Raw genomic sequence first — 18,370 nt, 5'->3', positions numbered from 1 at the left:
TGTGGCTGAAGCCGCGCACTCGCTCCAAGGCGACTGAAGTCGCTAATCGGCTAGACCCCAGCCTTAAAAGGACGGGGCTTGCGCCTCGTTTTTCGGTCAAGCTTAATGGGGATCGAAACTACCACGCCAACCACCCTATCGCCCAGCAAGCATACCGAATCGGATTGCAGTATCTTTTTCTCCCCTAATTTCACAGCGCTAGAGCCTAAACTCAAGCCTTTTTGCTTTCCAGGGCCCAGCGAGCTAGCTCTGTCCGGTTATGCAGACCTGTTTTGCCCAGCATATTGCTAACGTGGCTCTCTATAGTGCGCTGGCTGACATTCATCACGTCTGCGATCTGGCGGTTTGCCATACCCTGCGCTAGCAACTGTACCACCTTTAACTCAGTGGGAGTCAATTCGACATTGCGGCGCGCCTTAATTTTCGGGCCGCTCTCTATACCTGGATTTGAGTGACGAATCAAGCGGGATGCTGCTTTCAGAGAAGATTCTACTTGGGCTACCAGTTCTTCGGGCTCAAAAGGCTTAACTATATAAACATCAGCTCCAGTGCTCAAGCCTTTTACTCGATCGGAACTTTGACCTTTGGCGGACAAGAAAAGAACCGGAATCCAGCTCGTGCGCGGGTCTTCTCTGATGTGTTTGACTAAAGTGTACCCGTCCATTTCTGGCATCATCACATCACAGATGATCAAATCGGGGACTTCTTGTTCGAGTTTTTCTAGAGCGTGTCTGCCGTTTTCTGCTGTGATGACGTTGTAGCCCCGAAACTCTAAGTAATCCTTGACTAGCAAGATCAAGTTCGGGTCGTCGTCAACCAGCATCAGCCGTTTTTGCTCTCCTGAATTATTGTCCTTCATGTTTCTTCCCGCTAGAGTATCCCGCACAATTCCTTGTTTTTCACTCCTGTTTTTTCCGTCAGTCCAGTGTCAGCCCGGGAAAGTTGGGGGTTGAGGACGGCGGTGGGGTGAAGGGATGGCGGTGAGGGGAAAGCGGGGCGGGTATTACCGCTTCCTCTCCCAGTGTTCGATGCCCGTTTGTGAATGTCTTGCGACCTGGAACGGAGCCAAAACCTGTAATGGACGATCGCCTGTCACGATCGGCCTTGATTGATGGAAGACTCACGCTCCCTAGCCCAAGTTAAATATTTAATCTCGATCGGTTCAATTGCAAGTTGATGCCCCGGTTTTAAATGATACTTCTGATATAGAGAAATTTAAGCAGGCTCCCTACTTACGTATTTAACTATTTCTAGTGTAGTTTGGCAAACTGCCGGATGTCTGCTACTGAGAAACTTTTCGGCAAACTCTCGCCAGAGGGCGATCGAACTGCTTCGATACACCTCTTAAAAAAACACACAGCGACAAGCAAGACTACCAGAAACAGGTAGGAGAGTACAGTTGTTCGATCGATCCGCAGGTGCGATCGCCCAACGCGCTCACGCTCTCTACTTTACCGTCTTAAACCTAACACCTTACTTATCCTGCTGTGCTTTTTCACCGCGCTATAGTTAAATATCTGCTTTCGCCTCAGCAGGCTCCGGCAAAGGATGAGTCAAAAAAGCGTATTCTTCAACCACCTGTGAGCCGATCAGATGTTCCTGAATAATTCTCTCCATGACGAGGGGAGTAACATCGCGATACCACACTCCGTCTGGGTAGACTACCATAATCGGGCCAGACGCGCACACTTGCAGGCAGTTAGCTTTAGTCCGAAAAATGCAGGTTTGCCGATCGGCTTTTGGCTTGTCCAACCCCAATTCTTGCAAGCGTTTTTTTAAGTAATTCCAAGCCACCAGACTGCTTTCTCGATCGCAACACTTGGGCACGGTTTGGTCGGCACAGATAAAAATATGCCGTTCAATTCGCTCTATTCCCAGGCTTTGGACGCAAGCGCTCAAGCCTTGGCTGCAAGATTCATCGTTGTTATTTTCAGATATTTTATTCATTCGTTAATAATAATTAATTAGCGATCGAAACTCATCACCACTCTCCCACTCTCCCACTCTCCCACTCTCCCACTCTCCCACTCTCCCACTCTCCCACTCTCCCATTCCCCCACTCCCCCACTCATCCTCGGTTCGGGAACCCGTACAGACAGATAAGTTGCGATCGCCCCTTACTAAAGCTAAATTAGCACTCAGGAGTCGAGAGTGCTAATATGTCAGTGTAAGCAGTCAGCCGTTGCTTTCATCGCGACCACTGACGGCTAACTGACTAGGATCTGTAATCTGGAGATTTATTTATGGCAGCAGTATCACTGAGTGTTTCTACCGTTAAACCGCTAGGCGAGCGCGTGTTCGTGAAAGTAAGCGCTAGCGAAGAAAAAACCGCCGGCGGCATCCTTCTACCCGACACAGCTAAGGAAAAGCCCCAAGTAGGCGAAGTTGCGGCCGTGGGCCCCGGCAAGCGCAACGACGACGGCAAGCGCGTTGAAATGGAAGTCAAAGTCGGCGACAAAGTTCTCTACTCGAAATACGCCGGCACCGACATCAAACTCGGCACCGACGAATACGTCTTGTTGGCCGAAAAAGATATTCTGGCGATCGTCAACTAATTAATCATTAGTCATCAGTCATCAGTCATCAGTCATCAGTCATTAGTTTAAAGCGAACGCCGCCAAAAAACTAATGACACAAGACAAATGACTCGCCATCCATCCCCAATCTAAAATCTCAAACCCTCTCATCCCCAAAAACTATGGCTAAGCGTATAATCTACAACGAAAATGCACGTCGCGCCCTCGAACGCGGTATGGACATTCTCGCCGAAGCAGTCGCCGTTACCCTCGGCCCCAAAGGTCGTAACGTGGTTCTCGAAAAGAAATTCGGAGCTCCTCAAATCGTCAATGACGGCGTAACCATCGCCAAAGAAATCGAACTCGAAGACCACGTAGAAAATACAGGCGTTGCCTTGATCCGTCAAGCTGCTTCCAAAACCAACGACGCAGCAGGCGACGGCACCACAACTGCTACCGTTCTGGCTCACGCAATGGTCAAAGAAGGTCTGCGTAACGTAGCTGCTGGTGCAAATGCGATCGCCCTCAAGCGCGGTGTTGACAAAGCAACCGGCTTCTTGGTCGAAAAGATTGCCGAACACGCCAAACAAGTAGAAGATTCCAAATCCATCGCTCAAGTCGGCTCAATCTCTGCTGGTAACGACGATGAAGTCGGCCAAATGATTGCCAATGCAATGGACAAAGTGGGCAAGGAAGGCGTAATTTCCCTGGAAGAAGGGAAGTCTATGACCACCGAACTCGAAATCACCGAAGGGATGCGCTTCGACAAAGGCTACATTTCTCCCTACTTCGTCACCGACACCGAACGGATGGAAGCGATTCTAGAAGAACCCTTCATCTTGCTGACAGACAAGAAAATCGGCTTGGTACAAGACTTAGTACCAGTGCTCGAACAAGTAGCTCGTTCCGGCCGCCCGCTGTTGATCATTGCAGAAGACATTGAGAAGGAAGCACTAGCTACTCTCGTTGTCAACAAACTGCGCGGTGTGTTGAATGTAACTGCTGTTAAAGCACCTGGTTTTGGCGATCGACGCAAAGCCATGTTAGAAGATATCGCCGTATTGACCGGCGGTCAACTAATCACCGAAGACGCCGGTTTGAAACTGGAAAACACCAAGCTGGACATGATCGGCAAAGCCCGCCGCATCACCATCACCAAAGACAGCACGACAATTGTTGCCGAAGGTAACGAAGTCGCAGTCAAATCTCGCTGCGAACAAATTCGCCGTCAAATGGACGAAACCGAATCTTCCTACGACAAAGAAAAGCTGCAAGAACGTTTGGCTAAATTGGCCGGCGGCGTCGCAGTCATCAAAGTCGGCGCTGCGACTGAAACCGAAATGAAGGATCGCAAACTGCGTCTTGAAGATGCGATCAACGCAACCAAAGCTGCTGTCGAAGAAGGCATCGTTCCTGGTGGCGGTACAACTTTGGCTCACCTAACTCCTCAATTGGAAGAGTGGGCGAATGCCAATCTGAAGGGCGAAGAGTTAACCGGTGCTTTGATTGTGGCACGGGCTCTGGCTGCTCCCCTGAAGCGGATTGCTGAAAATGCTGGTTTGAATGGCGCTGTCATCGCTGAGCGCGTCAAAGAAAAGCCGTTTAACGTTGGTTTCAATGCAGCGACAAATGAGTTTGTCGATATGTTTGAAGCTGGTATCGTTGACCCTGCGAAGGTAACTCGTTCTGCTCTGCAAAATGCCGCATCTATTGCCGGCATGGTGCTGACAACCGAGTGCATCGTCGTTGACAAGCCTGAACCCAAAGAAGGCGCTGCTTCTGGCGGCGGCGGCGGCATGGGCGGCGGCGACTTCGATTATTAATCGATAGTTTGAGAGGGCGGGCTTTCGGGTCCGCCTTTTTCATAGAAATAGCTGTCGCTCCCAGGGGACAGCTAAATTTTTGTATGGCCTGACTGATATACTAAGAATGATTGAGTATCCGTAAAGCGATCGCATCGCAAGAGGTCAGGCCAATGTCAGCCACTATTACAATTAGCCCCAGCGAAATTCGGCAGATATTTCAGCCGCGCACATCCAGCGCTTCAAGGTTTTGGGAACTGGCTCAAAAAGCAAACAATTTAGCTGTCATAATTGACGCTCGTTGGGAGCAGATTCCCCCTGAGACTAGAGAATTACTCAAAATTTTTGCCTATGCCTTAATTGAACCCCCTCAAGGAATTAAGGGAGTTTTTAGTGAATTTTTAGGGCGTTTTTATTTGGCTTTTTCTTTATTTTCAATTGCAATCAAAGGTGAGCAAGACGCTTTTATAGCTTACGGTGCAGCATTTCAACGTCTTCTTAATGCGATCTTGAGTGGAGTAGAACGGGAAGATATTGCTTATCAAAAAGCACTATCTGAAGCCCTGGAACAGACTTTTGAAGAGTTAGAAACTATCGAGGCGATGACAGCGGAGGAGGCCTGTGAACGAATCAGAGCAATTTCATATCAAGCTCTCGAAGAACTTTGATAAAACTCAGCAAAAACTAATCCGCGATCACTATCGTAAAAATCAGGTAGGATTAGTGAAATTTGTCGAATTAATCCAAAAATTCCTCAGAATTTTGAGTGTTGACCCCCGTCCCCGTCCACCGTTGGGACATTTAGAACCTTGGCCCAAAGGCTGTAGCCGTGAGGGGTTGGAATTTTGGAAGCTTGAGTTTAAAATGCCTCAGCTTCGGGGAGCCGCTGAACAGGGGCGACTTATCTATTTGTTAGATATTACAAAAAAAGAAGTTGTGTTAATTTGGATTTACACACACGCAGAATTTGAGAAACGACCACCGGATAAGAATTTAAAGCATTTATTGCTTGAAATTATGGATAATTATGAAGTTTCAGATGAAAGTAACAATTTAGCCGATAGTGGAGACGGTGAAACGGTCGAGGATAAACTTGGAGAAAATAAATCAAATGACAGCTAAGCAATATGAATTTATCATTTAAAGATTTAAGGTTTATTATAGAAGCGATCGAACATCAAATCAATGCCTATCAAGAACGTTTGCAGGTAATTGAAGATATAGAAGAGGATGAGGCTGCGGATCTAGGGAACGATATTAAATTTTTAGAGCTTCTACTCGCAGATATGAAGAAAAGTTTAGAGCATAATACTTCAGTCAAGCCTTTAAGTTCTGATGAGGTTTTTTCGCCAGATCGGAATGATAATTCTTCCGAATATGCAAAAGAAGAATTATCTTTTCAAGAATTAATGAAATTAACGCTTAATTTGTCACTTAGCGAGCGATTATTTCTAGTAGAGGCGATTACCTCGTCTGTGCGCCAGGAAGTCACTATCAATCAATAATCAGCCCATCAAGAGTGTGAGAACATTCTTAATTGCCCAAATCCTTGTCTTCAGAGACTGCCAAATTTTTAGTCATCAGAAAACGGTTATGACTTTGATAACCTACTCTGTGATAAAGACGCTGTGCATCGGGATTTTCAAAATCTACTTCCAGATGAAGAGCTTGGACTCCCAAAACTCGGCAGGTATCCTCTGCAAATGCTAAAGTCTGAGTTCCAATGCCTTGTCCGCGATAGTTGGGTCGGATATAAAACTCGTCAATAAAGGCATCCCTGCCTCGGTATTCTAAACTGTAACCCAGCGTCAAAATAATATAGCCGATCGCCTCATCTTCTTGCTGAATCAGCCACACTTGTCCCAAAGACGCATCAGCCAAAAGATTTGCTAAAACATCACGATCGACTTTTTCGTCGAATTCCAATTGTTCTTTTTTATGAAACTCTTTAACAAGTTCTAAAAGAAGCGTAATATCAGCGATCGCTGCAACTCGGTAGTTAACGGTCATAATACAGCCTCGAAACTTGACAAGCGATCAACCGCTGTGTGCTGTACCAGTTTAGCAGCGTAAGTTATCAAATGCTATCCAAGCTCGATCGCACTACAGGTAATGATGTCCGATTGTGCCAGAAGTACGATCGCCCCCTGTGCGTGTAAAATTGACTAAAATCTAAATATTTTCAGTAGCCCGATCGGCAACTCAATCCTCAAAAGCTGACTCTCTCAACAAACAGGCACAAAATTTATGAAACTTTACCATACTCCCATTTCCACCAACTCCAGCCGCGTGTGGGTTGCCCTCATCGAAAAAAACCTCGACTTTGAATTAATAACAATCTACTTGGACGGCGATCATTTAGAGCCTGAATTTGTCGCAATGAATCCTTTTCATCGCGTCCCTGTTTTGGTCGATGATGGTTTCACCGTCGTCGAGTCTCTGGCAATTCTTGACTATCTAGAAGCGAAGTATCCCGAACCGGCCATGCTACCCAAAGATGCGAAAGATTTGGCAATTGTGAAAATGGTACAATTGGTCACGATTAACGAACTTGGGCCGGCACTTTACCCCCTCAGCAGTGAAAAAATGGGCTGGGGAATTCCTGAAGCGCAGGTAATCGCAAAGGCTAAGGAAAAAGTCGATACTGTGCTGACATTTTTTGAAGGTTTGTTGGACGATCGCCCTTTTTTCGGTAGCAACACCTTAACATATGCTGAATGCGTTGCTGGTACGGTCGTCCCTCTGCTATCTTGGGTTGATGTATCCACAGACGGATATCCCAAAATTCAAGCTTGGTGCGATCGGCTAATGTCTCGTCCCTCATGGCAAAAAACCCGATTCACCGAGGCAGATTTGGCAGTTTACGCCTCTCGGAGACAAAAATTTCTCGAACAATCTCAAGCCTGATGAACCAATTCATTATCAAGGAATCGCTATTTGTTGAGGCTCAAGTTCAACTAGAAGTGAAGCAGCAGGTAGAAATTGGGTAGTGCTGCTTTCTTCAATGATGCAATTGATACAACCCTTTCTCCATAACGATTGAGCGTGCGAAAAGCAGGCGCTCATGCAACACTACCCATACTTAGGTGATGAGAGGGAAATCTGCTTGCGTAAAAATAGCCGGCGCGGCTGGCCGAACAGCCAATAAGTCCAATGCCAATCTACCTGTTGCAAGCGGTAGCCTGCTTGATAGTACAATTGTCGCGCCCCGTGATTGTTTTCCAAAACGTGGAGGTAAATCTCCGAAAATCCCCATTCTCGGGCTGTATTCTCGCAGTTGTCGAGCAGTTGTTGAGCAATTCCCTGCCGCCGATACTCCGGGTGAACTGCTAAATTTGACAAGTAAGGATAGTCGGAATTCGGTATTTGCCAAGGGAATCGAGAACGCAGAGCCATTTCTATTGTTCCTGCTATAGACTGAGTTTGGTGCGATCGATAATTCTGCATTCCTGACTCCCGCGAGACTAGCTCAGCAACGAGACAAATATAGTGTTCTGCTTTAGAACGGAGTCGATTTTTTAAATCTTCGTAAATGCCTAAACGCAACACTGGATACACCCATTCTACAAACCCCTCGCGGGAGTGAAAGCTCATGGCCAAAATATCCGCTAGTTGCGTCAAGTCATTTGATGCAGCCACCCGGATCGAAAAGCCAGAAAGTCCGGGAGTTTGTTGTTGGTGAGAAGCTGAGGAAAAAAAGGAAGGATTCACAATTCCAGGTCACTATATTAATTTTTCTACGCGGGTTACCGATCTGCCCATCTGAGAAATTTCACTTCTGGTGATAATGTAATATCACTTTTAAAAAAAGAATGTAACTTTAGACCAACTCCCAATCATAATATTTGTCATCGAGAATCTTAAATTTAAGAGATTAAATTGTATGACTTATACTCAGAGTTTATGAATGCGATTCAGTCACATTCTTTTTGTACTTTCCTCTAACTATTATCTGATGTAAATTGGAGATATTCAGTATTTTAGACTAAATTTATTTCCAATGAAAACCCATCCCTTAATACTAGATTTGTGGGTAGCGGGAAAGTTATTAAAAACAATCAAAAAGGTTTTAACGTCTGGTTCCCGGAAGCGTACCGCTCTCTGCTTGCAGAAATACCCGATCGAATATAATTTATCCGTCTAGCGGTAATTGACAATATCAAGTATCTACTAGACTAATACCGGGCGCGATCGCAAGTCGGATGTTGGCTGCCTGTCCCAGAACCCGACAACCCAGCTTTCAGCAGTGCTGGGCAATCAGGAAGCCCGTCCCCTCGCGAACAGGCCTTACCTGTTGCGCCGGAGGGCTAGATATTGTCCAGCGATATTGTGCTGCGATACTGTGCTGCGGGCGATCGAGAGCTTCAAAACTTCGATCGAGCGGCTCGATCGGTTTCCACAGAGTACATCCCTAGCTAAGATTAACAGATGGATGCTCAAGATAGCGGTGTTTCGCCGCAGTAATTGCCTTGGGCGTTGGTCTGGACGAGGCATAAAAAATGCCGCGCTCTGCCCAAAAAGTGCCAGTCTCACTAAAATGGTACAGCAATTGCGTCACTCGCACTTCCCCGCCTGTGTTGTCTGTCTGTCTCCCCCCCCGAATATCAGTCAGGGACACAGGGGCCGGAGAGGAAAGCCATATCCTTGGCAGAATGTGAAAGTTGCTGTCACCTAGGCAGCAAAAACACAGGGGAAGATGTTGGTTGTCTATTGTATCCTGCTACAGACAGTTTTTACACACCAAATAAAACAGGAAGATGAGCGATAATAACACATAAAGAAAGGCAAATCCACTCACAATCAGGACGATTATTCCTATGTATTATGAGATATCCAGAGGGCAGTTAAAAGTTGCGGATTCCTATTTTCACGCTCAACATAGAGGTGAGGGGTTAAGGACACTTCCCGCAAGACGAGATTTTTGTGAATATCATTAAATAATAAAATTGGGGTGCACTACAGGCAACTGTGGCGATCGAAGAATTCGGAATTGAAAACCCATAAATTAAAAATCAAGGTTGATTCTTGCCTCGACCCACTCACAACAACTTCAGATTCACGAATTTGTGTGACACCAGTTTCAAAAAATAATGCAACTGCCGGCAAACTCCAAACCCTTATGTCATCAGTCATCAGTCATCAGTCATCAGTCATCAGTCATCAGTCATCAGTCATTAGTAGTAGGTAACAACTGTCAACTGTCAACTGTCAACTGTCAACTGTCGTATGACTCGTGCAATTGAAACCTGCGAATTCTTTTTTTCAACAGACTTATTAAATCGAACTGCCCCGGGGCACAGGAGAACGGTGCATGAATTCCCAATCAAATCCTAAGCTCAAACTTCTAATCGTCGATGACGAACCGGATAACCTCGATTTGCTTTACCGCACCTTCCATCGAGACTATAAAGTGCTCAGAGCCGAATCTGGCCCCGCCGCCCTCGAAATTTTGGCAAAAGAGGGAGAGGTTGCTGTGATTATTTCCGATCAGCGAATGCCAAAAATGAGCGGTACGGAGTTTCTCAGCCTGACTGCGGCTCAATATCCTGATGTGATCCGAATTATTTTAACTGGCTATACGGATGTTGAAGATTTAGTTGAAGCTATTAATGCTGGCAAAGTATTCAAATTCGTTACTAAGCCTTGGGATGCTGAAGAACTCAGAGCTCTTGTCAGTCAAGCTGTTGATACTCACAATGTCCTGAAAGCCCGCACGAATGAACTGCGTAGGGCTCTCTCGCAAGAATCGCTGCTTTATGCCGTTACCAATACTATTCGATCGGCTCCCAATTACCAGCAAATGCTGCAAAGAATTGTGGAAACTGTCGGGCAGATGTTTGAGGTGAGTTGCTGTTTGCTGCGGCCGTTCCAAGACGGCCGGGTGGCTGATGAGTGGTTCGTTTACCAGAAGGCCGAAAGTAAAGGGTTGCGGGGCGATTCTGAAGCTAGACGAGATGCTTCTAGCGCCCGACTTTCGCCGGATTTGTTGCCGGATTTGGTTTGGGAAACTCTGGATGTGGAGGTGATTCAAGATGCTCAAACTGACGATCGAGTTTTAAGCTGGGACAATGAGCAGCGATTGCAGGCTTACCAAGCTGCGAATATTCGATCGAGCTTAATCGTACCGCTGTTTTACCAAATGGAACTGATGGCAGTCTTGGCGCTGCACCAGTTCGATCGACCGCGCCAGTGGGAAGACCACGAGGTACAGTTAGTAATTACGGTGGCCGACCAAGCGGCTTTGGCCCTTTCTCAGGCCCGGGCTTACGAACAGGTGCGGGCGCTGGCAAAGCGCGAGACCTTAGTCAATACTATTACTACGGCAATTCGATCGAGCCTCGACCCCCAAAATATTTTTGCAGCGATTACTCAACAACTCGGCCAAGCTTTGCAAGTTGACGGCTGCGCCCTATCTCTGTGGACAGAAGATGATGAATATGTCCAGTGCGTTGGTCTCTACGACACAAATAGGGATACCGTGGCTGTAAAACAGGGTTTTAACAATTCAGAGGTAGTTGCGAATCCTCCAAGCCCTCAAACTGCTGCTGAGAGTGCTGCTGCGAACCCTCCCGGCTGGGTTTTTGCCCATCCTTCCCTGCCGCAGTCTTTGGTGCCGATTCGCGGCAATCCGGTGTTGCTGCAAGTTATGGTATCAAAAGAGCCCGTGGCGATTGAAGACCTCAACGAACGCCCCGATTTAAATGTTACAGAACTGCAAGTGCGATCGCCAGCCAGGGCTCTGTTAGTCGTGCCCTTAATCTCCGAAGGCAAAATCATCGGCAGCATTTCGCTGCGCCAAAATTGCAGCACCCGCCGCTGGAACCTCTCAGACATTGACCTGGCTCAAATAGTGGCAACTCAAGCTGCTTTGGCGGTGCAGCAGTCGCGCCTCTACCAGACTACCAGACAGCAGGCGGAACGGCTTTTGGAAGCCGATCGGCTCAAAACCGAATTTTTCCAAAATATCTCCCACGAATTCCGCACCCCTCTCACCCTAACTATCGGCCCTCTAGAATCAGCTTGCGGCCGCAAAGAAGACTTACCCTACGAACAAGCCGTCATCGCCTTGCGTAATTCCCGCCGCCTCCTGCGGTTGGTAAATCAACTGCTGGACTTGCAGCGCCTCGATGCAGGACGGATGCAGCCGAGTTTTCGCCCGTGCGATTTAGTCGGTTTTTGTTACTCTACGGCAGAGTCTTTCCGCGCCTACTGCGACAAAAAAGGACTGCACTTAATTACCCAACTGCAAGACTGTCCTTTACTTTATTTAGATATTGAAAGATTTGACAAAGTTATTTACAACCTGCTATCAAATGCTGTCAAATTCACCCCAGAAGGGGGAACAATCACCCTGACAGTTGAACCAGCCGGCGCTCACTGTTTGTTGCAAGTAAAAGACACCGGCATCGGCATTCGCACCGAACAAATTCCCTATTTATTCGAGCGCTTTCACCAAGCCGAAGGTTCCGCCAGCCGTTCCTACGAAGGCAGCGGTTTAGGTTTGGCACTTGTCAAAGAATTAGTCGAACTCCACGGCGGTCAAATTTCCGTCGATTCAGTTTACGGCGAAGGTACTACTTTTACCGTTTGGCTGCACTTCGGTTCGACTCATTTGCCCCCAGAACGGGTACTGGAAATCCCCGCCGAGTTTCACGCATCCAAAGCTGCGGTGGAACTGGCAGATGTGGAAGCTGACTTGTCGGAAGATGAAGCAGAAAATCATAACTTTGAGGCTCTAGAACCGATAAATTCCGAAACAGTAGCTGGCACGGTTTTGGTGGTTGACGACAATCCAGATTTGCGCTTTTATGTGTCGGGAATTCTGCGAGAGTCTGGCTTTGCAGTTTTGCTCGCCCGCAACGGAGAAGAAGGATTTGCCGTGGCAAAAAACCGCCGTCCGGATTTAATTGTCACGGATTTGATGATGCCTGTGATCTCGGGTTTGGATTTGATTCGGATGATTCGACAGGATGAAGACTTGCGGGGAACTCCGGCAATTTTGCTAACTGCTAAAGCCGACGCAGATACTCGGATTGAAGGAGTAGAACGGGGTGCTGATGCTTATTTATCGAAGCCTTTTAACGATCGCGAATTGTTGGCAGAAGTGCGGAATTTAATCGCCCTCAAGCAAAACGAGCGGCGAGTGCAGCAGTTGAACAATTATTTAACTGAGTCGGTGCTGCGCCGATTTTTGCCGCCGTCGATGGTGAAAGCCGCTGCGGCTGGAGATTTGGCCTTGGATTTGCGCCCGGAACCGCGATTGATTACTATTTTGTTTAGCGATATTGTCGGTTTTACTCAAATGGCAAATACGCTGCGATCGCGCCGGGTAGCTGAGCTGTTGAATGAATATTTGGCGGCAATGACTAAGGCTATTTTTGACAGCGGCGGTACGGTGGACAAGTTTGTGGGAGATGCGGTAATGGCTCTCTTTGGCGCGCCGGAGGAACTAACGCCAAACGAGCAAGTGCGCCGCGCTATAGCTGCTGCAAGGCTTATGCTGCGAGCTCTGAAGCAACTTAACGAGCGCTGGTTGGAGCAGGGAATTGTGGGGGAAAATGGGGTGCCTCCGGTGCGGTTTCGCTGCGGTATTCACCAGGGTACTGCGGTGGTGGGGATGTTTGGCGGCCCCGATCGATCGGATTATACTGCGATCGGGCCGAGCGTGAATATTGCTGCTCGTTTGCAAGAGGTGGCGGAACCAAACTCTGTGCTGATTTCGGCTGCGGTTGCAGATTATGTTGAGGAGAATCGAATTGTTAAATATAAGCCGCTGCAACTCAAGGGAATTGATGAAACAGTGTTGACTTTTATGCTGAATTGTGATTAGTCATTGGTTGTTTGTTATTGGTTATTAGTTGTTTGTTATTAGTTATTGGTTATTTGTTGTTTGTTGTTTGCGACCAACGCTCAATATCTAATAGCCATCTCTAATAATTATTGTGGAACAGGCATCCTGCCTGTTCAATACGAGTCTCGATCGCTATGAATGAGTAGGGAATTGGCGATCGCAATTTGTAGAATCATCGAAGTGTTTGGTATTTGGTGTCAGGGGCGATTCACGAAGAGGGATAACTTCGCTTCACGCTCTTTTTTCGGTGGGGCGAATCCGGTCGAGATAGCTACGCCGCGCGTACATTTCAACCGAGGACGTTGCAAGTGCACTTGAACCAGAGTGCGATCGAGAATAACGGTGAAATTGAGCAGCGGCGCGAAATCTCAAAACGCAGACGAGAAGACTTGATACCGTCCGCGACTATGAGTTATTCGCACGAACAGCAAATACAGAATGGGAATTGTTTTGAGATATACTTTTATCTATGCGTAGGAGGTAAACTTTCCACTTTGAGTTTAGAGCCGAGTAGTTTAGATGATATCCGTCTAGAGATAGCTAAAATTGCTACCCTTTATGGAGTTTTTCAATGTGTTGAATGTAGTCAGGCAATCAAAGAGTTCTTGACAGTCAGAAAGGTGCATGGGAAGCAAATTAAGCTCGATTTAGGCAGGCAAGACCTACCTTGGTCAGTGATTTATGATTTACGACGAGGGCAGCAAATTGCTACTAATGGCTACCACATCGGAATATCAATTACAGTTGACGGAGAGGAAATTGTTTTTGACAATATAGATCGTAGTGGCGTAACTCGGCAGGAATGGCTACAAAATTTAACATCTCCTACTCTGGAACTGGGTATGGGAAGTTTTAAGATTATAGAAGAGGAATTTTGAGCGGCAAAGCTGACCAACTTTTGAAAAATATTGAGGTGGATAATGCACGATTTATATACGCTGATTCACAAAATCAAGAAAGCTCCTTCAATGTACTTGGGAAGACACTCAATTATTTGCCTTCAGGCTTTTTTATCGGGTTACAGCGTTGCTAAACATGAGTTGGGAGAACAGCCAACAAAACAAGACAGCGATTTTATGTCGTTTCCTGAATGGATACGAAAAAGATTCAACGTGCAGACTAGCCAATCTTGGGCTAACATCATTCTTTTTTATTCTGAAGACGAAAGTAAAGCACTCGATCAATTTTTTGAACTGTTAGATGAATTTATCGATCGGAATTCTTCTACTGACACTTTACGCGAAGGCGAATTGGATATAGGGGAGAAGTTGCCAGCGCATCATTAGTTCAGAGAAAGTGCGATCGCTCTTGTTTGAAAAAAATAAGGACGATCGCTGCTGTTTCAAAATAATTTATAAGGGAGATCGCTGCCTTCTTTATGACCACAATCATCGTTTTTTTATTTGAGACATTACTATCGTAGGGCTGGGGAAGGCGATATCGACTCTACTGTTTTTTCTTCGGGTTGACTGGTAAGATAGAGGGTATCCGGACTAAAATCTTGCTCGTGGGGCCATTGAATGCTGCCAAAAGTAAGTTTGACTTGCTGAAAATATTCGATATTTTGAAGTTCGGTGAATATTCCTTTGTCGAGATAGGGAGTGACATTAAAGAGACGAATTTCGCCATTACTAAAGGTGAGGCGAAGTCGATAGTTTTCTAAGGGTTCGACCTTGATGACTTTGGGAGACATATAATTACTCCGAATCACTGGAGGGGGTTGATTTTGAAGACTTGTTGCCCATTGACTGCGAGTTGCCAATCCGCCATCAGTTCATCTTGATGGATTTCGATCCAGGCTTGAACCAGCTTGAGTTTAGATCTTTGTAGTTGCCCCTCAAGGATATCGCCATTAGGGATGGCAAATACGGCTTCATCGTCTTGATAGCTGACGTGGATGTGCGGGCATTGATGTTTTTGGTTATCAAAGTAGTACATTCTGACGATGACACCATAAAACATTGAAATTACAGGCATGGCGACTGATTTTGGGCGTTGATTATACTTTCTATTGTAAGCGATCGCGCTAAATCTTGCGATATTTGTGGGGTTTGGGCGATCTCGTTCTTGACGCTCGGTGGGGATCTCGCTCCGGGTTGAACAATAATAAGGGCCAGCGCTCTTTCATTTTCAACTATAGCTCATCAGAAACAAGAAAGGGCGATCGATCTGGGAAAACGGCAATTTACCACCAGGAGTTCATTTTTGCGATCGATCATCACCAAAGTCACATTAAACGCCGATGAATGTTAGGCTGAGAGAGGAAACTCAACTGACGGGAGAGGGGCGATGCCACTATATTTCCGTAGTAAAGCGTCGAATAAAGTTTTCCAAATTTCTCTTAGAGATGAGCCCTTTAACCATTTTCTTTGCAAAATTTTCTAGCTCATGTATTGAAACCCTAACATTATCAACATAAAGCTTTTTAGCTCTATATCCTATCATTCCAGCACAAATTACATAGCACAGCGTTTGTAGAACAACTCCAGCAGCATAGCCAGCAGCAGTTCCAAAACCCAGCGATACAGTAGTTCCAGAAAATCCCGCTACAAGTTTTGATATGCCAGTTCCCCATTTAATAAATTCAAATTTCCAGCCGAATTCTTGATGAAACTCACTATAAAAATTTTTTGCTTGCAATTCAGCGTCTTCAATATCTTCTTTAGTCAAGTTGCTGATAGATTTGCAAGCTAGAATTATTTTGTGGATCATTTGTATAATTTCTTCATCAAACTTCGGTATTTCATGGATTGGAATTCCTGAAGCTGCAAGAGAAGTTACTTTTATCATTGTTTCACGAATAACACTTGCACAGTCTTTTGATTTACTTCTAAGAATTAGATTGAACAAAAAAGCTTTCTGAGAATCTTCAAGTCCTCTGGCAATAGCCTCTTTTAATTCTTCAATTCCAATTTCTTGTGCCACCAGACTGCAAATTCCTAAAATTTTTGGAGAGGAATGACCTAAATCTCTTTCGATTTGATGCTTTATCTTTAACCAGTCCTCTCTTGGGGGAACTGTGTCTATTTTAGAGATGGCTATAACGATGTGAGAGGCATATATTTGTTTTAATATAAAAAAATCTGTCTTATTACTCGCAGTCCAGCCAGATGCAGCATTAACGAAATAAACAACTAAATCTGCTCCCCTGTAGAAACTTACATCTGTTCCTGGTGCTCTCAGTCCAGGCGTATCAATAATTTTCACAGCTTTAGACAATGTGGGTACTTCGTATGGATCATCAGTTACTGTAGATCCCGTGATGATAGATACCTCTGCAACTTCTTCGCCCCGAATAGCATTGACTGTAGAAGACTTGCCACTATTAACTTCTCCAACAAAAGCTATTTTTAACCCCTCTCTTAACTTTTTAATCAATTGCTTTGTGGATTCCGTATTTCTAAAATTTTGCATATGTCGAAGATTGCGTTTGTAGGTGTGTTGGCTGTTAAGGAAATTGAGCGCTATACGTCCTATGCTTACTCGGGCCACTTTGTGTATTGCAAGTTATACAAATCCGATGAGCTTACCCTGGATTTTTCAGCTTTTCTTGACTCCGGTTGGGAATCCGTTTGAGGCGATTTCACTTGTCATGAGGCATCAGTAGATTTAGCAAATAGCCAGAAACACCTTGATAATTTCCTCATTATTCCTTAGAAATAACGAATTTGCCTATCCAAAAAATGTTCTATTTTGCCGCCATTATTTTACCTACTTTCACTTTATTTAATCTGGTTTTATACGAAACTGTATGAAAATGTACCAAAAAGCTGGAAATGTGAGCTACAATACATAAAACATCACACTCCGTGACCAGATGGATCTTAAAGAAGTGTTAAAACTCGCAGATGATATAGTATTTGCTAAAACGGGTCAGCACCTTGACGATTTACAAGCAGCAGTATTGCAAGGAACTCTACAACGTGAGACATACAAGCAAATAGCGAAGGATTTTGACTGTTCTGAAAGTCGCATCAGGGAAATCGGATCGGAATTATGGCAGATACTTTCAGAAGACTTAGGGGAAGATGTTAATAAAAAGAATTTTCGATCGGCAATGGAGAGGTGGCAAGTTTCAAATGTCTCCAATTTTGCAAAAGATGCTGTAGGGATTGGTATCTTTAACATTTGTGGAGAAGCTAGACACCCGCCAAACGTACCAAACCCACACTCACCAAATCAAGAAACATCGCATCACGAGTTAAGCGAGATGCCGGAATTAGGTGCTTTCTACGATCGCACTTCCGAACTCAAAACCCTCACAACCTCGATTCTACAACAAAACAGCCGCCTCATAACCATCACCGGCGGACTCGGTATCGGCAAAACATCCCTAGCAATACAACTCGTACAACAAATAAAAGACGAATTTGAATACGTCATTTGGTGCAATCTCGACACATCCCCCACCCTCGGTGAATTTGAAGCTAACCTAATCCAGTTTTTCTCGCAGTCAGACAAGCAAGATTCACCCACAACCAACCAGAAAGCATTACCCCTAATTAAATATTTACAAAAACATCGCTGCTTAGTAGTCTTAGATGATATTCACAATTTGTTCAGCAGCGGCGAATTAGCAGGAAAATATAAACCAGGATACGAAGAATATCGCTCTTTATTTAAACAAATAGAAAAATTATCCCATCAAAGTTGCTTCCTGCTAGTCGGTTGGGAACCACCCAAAGAAGTTCCTCAACTCACCAGCGAAAATACTCCCATTCGTATTTTACAACTCACAGGCTTAGACACTGCGGCCGCGCGGGAAATACTCCGAGATAAAGGATTAACAGAAATCGAGAACTGCGAAACACTCATTCACCGCTACCAAGGCAATCCGTTATGGTTAAAAAGCGCGGCGACTCTGATTCAAGAGTTGGGAATCGGCGCGACAGAGTTATTATTAAATGATACCGTATTGTTGCCAGAAGATTTGAAAGATGTTTTACAGCAGCAGTTTAGTCGCTTATCGGAAATAGAAAAACAAGTCCTCTCCTTGTTTTGTAGGGAAAGCGAACCAGTTAACCTGGCAAAATTACTCGAATATGGCACTATGCGATCGCCAGATTTGCTCAATGCCCTACAATCTTTATCGCGGCGTTGCTTCATTGACAAAACAGGAAGTTTTTATACTTTGCCACCTGTCTTGAGGCAGTATGTCCAAGAATTATGATTGAACTGTTAAAAATCGCCTAATATGGTGT

At 45.4% G+C, this 18,370-nt stretch carries 18 protein-coding genes; 10 read left to right on the top strand and 8 right to left on the bottom strand.

Annotated features, from left to right (window positions below; all coding sequences use genetic code 11):
• Window positions 1–211: 211 nt before the first annotated feature.
• On the bottom strand, window positions 212–859 hold the full coding sequence (locus JGK36_RS18910; protein WP_293125294.1) for a response regulator transcription factor: 648 nt from the start codon (window positions 857–859) through the stop codon (window positions 212–214).
• A gap of 650 nt (window positions 860–1,509) precedes the next feature.
• Window positions 1,510–1,947 carry a ferredoxin gene (locus JGK36_RS18905; RefSeq protein WP_293178992.1) on the bottom strand — a complete coding sequence of 146 codons (438 nt, stop codon included), beginning with the start codon at window positions 1,945–1,947 and terminating at the stop codon, window positions 1,510–1,512.
• 296 nt (window positions 1,948–2,243) lie between these two features.
• Between JGK36_RS18905 and groES the strand changes: the two genes are divergently transcribed.
• The 5 genes from groES (at window position 2,244) to JGK36_RS18880 (ending at window position 5,823) form a co-directional block, all read left to right on the top strand.
• A complete protein-coding gene (groES, locus tag JGK36_RS18900) occupies window positions 2,244–2,555 on the top strand; it encodes a co-chaperone GroES (RefSeq protein ID WP_194008182.1) in 312 nt (103 codons plus the stop codon).
• Window positions 2,556–2,698: 143 nt separating this feature from the next.
• Window positions 2,699–4,339: a chaperonin GroEL gene (groL, locus tag JGK36_RS18895; protein ID WP_293178995.1), complete on the top strand. Its 1,641-nt coding sequence runs from the start codon at window positions 2,699–2,701 to the stop codon at window positions 4,337–4,339.
• Between the two features lie 152 nt (window positions 4,340–4,491).
• A complete protein-coding gene (locus JGK36_RS18890) occupies window positions 4,492–4,986 on the top strand; it encodes a hypothetical protein (RefSeq protein ID WP_293178998.1) in 495 nt (164 codons plus the stop codon).
• Window positions 4,940–5,440, top strand: a complete 501-nt coding sequence (locus JGK36_RS18885; RefSeq protein ID WP_293179001.1) for a hypothetical protein — start codon at window positions 4,940–4,942, stop codon at window positions 5,438–5,440. The genes JGK36_RS18890 and JGK36_RS18885 overlap by 47 nt, the downstream gene beginning before the upstream one ends.
• A gap of 5 nt (window positions 5,441–5,445) precedes the next feature.
• Complete coding sequence (locus JGK36_RS18880) at window positions 5,446–5,823, top strand: hypothetical protein (protein ID WP_293179004.1); 378 nt, start codon at window positions 5,446–5,448, stop codon at window positions 5,821–5,823.
• A gap of 28 nt (window positions 5,824–5,851) precedes the next feature.
• On the opposite strand, the gene JGK36_RS18875 is transcribed toward JGK36_RS18880, so the two are convergent.
• Window positions 5,852–6,328, bottom strand: a complete 477-nt coding sequence (locus JGK36_RS18875) for an N-acetyltransferase (protein ID WP_293179007.1) — start codon at window positions 6,326–6,328, stop codon at window positions 5,852–5,854.
• A 237-nt stretch (window positions 6,329–6,565) separates the two neighbouring features.
• On the opposite strand from JGK36_RS18875, the gene JGK36_RS18870 reads away from it, so the two are divergent.
• A complete protein-coding gene (locus tag JGK36_RS18870) occupies window positions 6,566–7,225 on the top strand; it encodes a glutathione S-transferase family protein (RefSeq protein WP_293179010.1) in 660 nt (219 codons plus the stop codon).
• Window positions 7,226–7,390: 165 nt separating this feature from the next.
• On the opposite strand, the gene JGK36_RS18865 is transcribed toward JGK36_RS18870, so the two are convergent.
• Both JGK36_RS18865 and JGK36_RS18860 read right to left on the bottom strand, forming a co-directional pair.
• Window positions 7,391–8,029 carry a GNAT family N-acetyltransferase gene (locus JGK36_RS18865; protein ID WP_293196924.1) on the bottom strand — a complete coding sequence of 213 codons (639 nt, stop codon included), beginning with the start codon at window positions 8,027–8,029 and terminating at the stop codon, window positions 7,391–7,393.
• A gap of 576 nt (window positions 8,030–8,605) precedes the next feature.
• Window positions 8,606–8,812 carry a hypothetical protein gene (locus JGK36_RS18860; protein WP_293179016.1) on the bottom strand — a complete coding sequence of 69 codons (207 nt, stop codon included), beginning with the start codon at window positions 8,810–8,812 and terminating at the stop codon, window positions 8,606–8,608.
• A gap of 817 nt (window positions 8,813–9,629) precedes the next feature.
• Between JGK36_RS18860 and JGK36_RS18855 the strand changes: the two genes are divergently transcribed.
• From JGK36_RS18855 to JGK36_RS18845, 3 genes are all read left to right on the top strand, one after another.
• Entirely contained in the window at window positions 9,630–13,148 is a 3,519-nt protein-coding gene (locus tag JGK36_RS18855) for a response regulator (RefSeq protein ID WP_293179019.1), read from the top strand.
• A 329-nt stretch (window positions 13,149–13,477) separates the two neighbouring features.
• Entirely contained in the window at window positions 13,478–14,047 is a 570-nt protein-coding gene (locus tag JGK36_RS18850) for a papain fold toxin domain-containing protein (protein ID WP_293196923.1), read from the top strand.
• Between the two features lie 42 nt (window positions 14,048–14,089).
• Window positions 14,090–14,455 carry a hypothetical protein gene (locus JGK36_RS18845; RefSeq protein ID WP_293196922.1) on the top strand — a complete coding sequence of 122 codons (366 nt, stop codon included), beginning with the start codon at window positions 14,090–14,092 and terminating at the stop codon, window positions 14,453–14,455.
• 128 nt (window positions 14,456–14,583) lie between these two features.
• On the opposite strand, the gene JGK36_RS18840 is transcribed toward JGK36_RS18845, so the two are convergent.
• The 3 genes from JGK36_RS18840 to JGK36_RS18830 all read right to left on the bottom strand — a co-directional run bounded on the left by JGK36_RS18840 (window position 14,584) and on the right by JGK36_RS18830 (window position 16,583).
• The gene (locus JGK36_RS18840; protein ID WP_293196921.1) at window positions 14,584–14,862 is read right to left on the bottom strand and encodes a DUF2442 domain-containing protein; all 279 of its coding nucleotides are present in this window, start codon (window positions 14,860–14,862) and stop codon (window positions 14,584–14,586) included.
• Between the two features lie 14 nt (window positions 14,863–14,876).
• The gene (locus tag JGK36_RS18835; RefSeq protein WP_293196920.1) at window positions 14,877–15,146 is read right to left on the bottom strand and encodes a DUF4160 domain-containing protein; all 270 of its coding nucleotides are present in this window, start codon (window positions 15,144–15,146) and stop codon (window positions 14,877–14,879) included.
• Window positions 15,147–15,464: 318 nt separating this feature from the next.
• Window positions 15,465–16,583, bottom strand: coding sequence for a GTPase domain-containing protein (locus JGK36_RS18830; protein WP_293196919.1), 1,119 nt, complete (start codon window positions 16,581–16,583; stop codon window positions 15,465–15,467).
• 403 nt (window positions 16,584–16,986) lie between these two features.
• On the opposite strand from JGK36_RS18830, the gene JGK36_RS18825 reads away from it, so the two are divergent.
• Window positions 16,987–18,339, top strand: a complete 1,353-nt coding sequence (locus tag JGK36_RS18825) for an NB-ARC domain-containing protein (RefSeq protein ID WP_293196918.1) — start codon at window positions 16,987–16,989, stop codon at window positions 18,337–18,339.
• Window positions 18,340–18,370: the final 31 nt, after the last annotated feature.

The sequence above is a fragment of the Microcoleus sp. PH2017_35_SFW_U_B genome (assembly GCF_020737865.1).
GTDB lineage: Bacteria > Cyanobacteriota > Cyanobacteriia > Cyanobacteriales > Microcoleaceae > Microcoleus.
Note: the sequence above shows the minus strand (reverse complement) of the source record. Positions and strands in the feature narration are given on the sequence as shown.

Bases quoted from the DNA above. Each gene is read 5' to 3' on its own strand.
- JGK36_RS18845 (WP_293196922.1), top strand. From the start codon at position 14,090: ATGCACGATTTATATACGCTGATTCACAAAATCAAGAAAGCTCCTTCA.
- groL (WP_293178995.1), top strand. From the start codon at position 2,699: ATGGCTAAGCGTATAATCTACAACGAAAATGCACGTCGCGCCCTCGAA.
- JGK36_RS18825 (WP_293196918.1), top strand. From the start codon at position 16,987: ATGGATCTTAAAGAAGTGTTAAAACTCGCAGATGATATAGTATTTGCT.
- JGK36_RS18880 (WP_293179004.1), top strand. From the start codon at position 5,446: ATGAATTTATCATTTAAAGATTTAAGGTTTATTATAGAAGCGATCGAA.
- groES (WP_194008182.1), top strand. From the start codon at position 2,244: ATGGCAGCAGTATCACTGAGTGTTTCTACCGTTAAACCGCTAGGCGAG.
- JGK36_RS18910 (WP_293125294.1), bottom strand. From the start codon at position 859: ATGAAGGACAATAATTCAGGAGAGCAAAAACGGCTGATGCTGGTTGAC.
- JGK36_RS18860 (WP_293179016.1), bottom strand. From the start codon at position 8,812: ATGCCTCGTCCAGACCAACGCCCAAGGCAATTACTGCGGCGAAACACC.
- JGK36_RS18870 (WP_293179010.1), top strand. From the start codon at position 6,566: ATGAAACTTTACCATACTCCCATTTCCACCAACTCCAGCCGCGTGTGG.
- JGK36_RS18835 (WP_293196920.1), bottom strand. From the start codon at position 15,146: ATGCCTGTAATTTCAATGTTTTATGGTGTCATCGTCAGAATGTACTAC.
- JGK36_RS18830 (WP_293196919.1), bottom strand. From the start codon at position 16,583: ATGCAAAATTTTAGAAATACGGAATCCACAAAGCAATTGATTAAAAAG.
- JGK36_RS18840 (WP_293196921.1), bottom strand. From the start codon at position 14,862: ATGTCTCCCAAAGTCATCAAGGTCGAACCCTTAGAAAACTATCGACTT.
- JGK36_RS18890 (WP_293178998.1), top strand. From the start codon at position 4,492: ATGTCAGCCACTATTACAATTAGCCCCAGCGAAATTCGGCAGATATTT.
- JGK36_RS18905 (WP_293178992.1), bottom strand. From the start codon at position 1,947: ATGAATAAAATATCTGAAAATAACAACGATGAATCTTGCAGCCAAGGC.
- JGK36_RS18875 (WP_293179007.1), bottom strand. From the start codon at position 6,328: ATGACCGTTAACTACCGAGTTGCAGCGATCGCTGATATTACGCTTCTT.
- JGK36_RS18855 (WP_293179019.1), top strand. From the start codon at position 9,630: ATGAATTCCCAATCAAATCCTAAGCTCAAACTTCTAATCGTCGATGAC.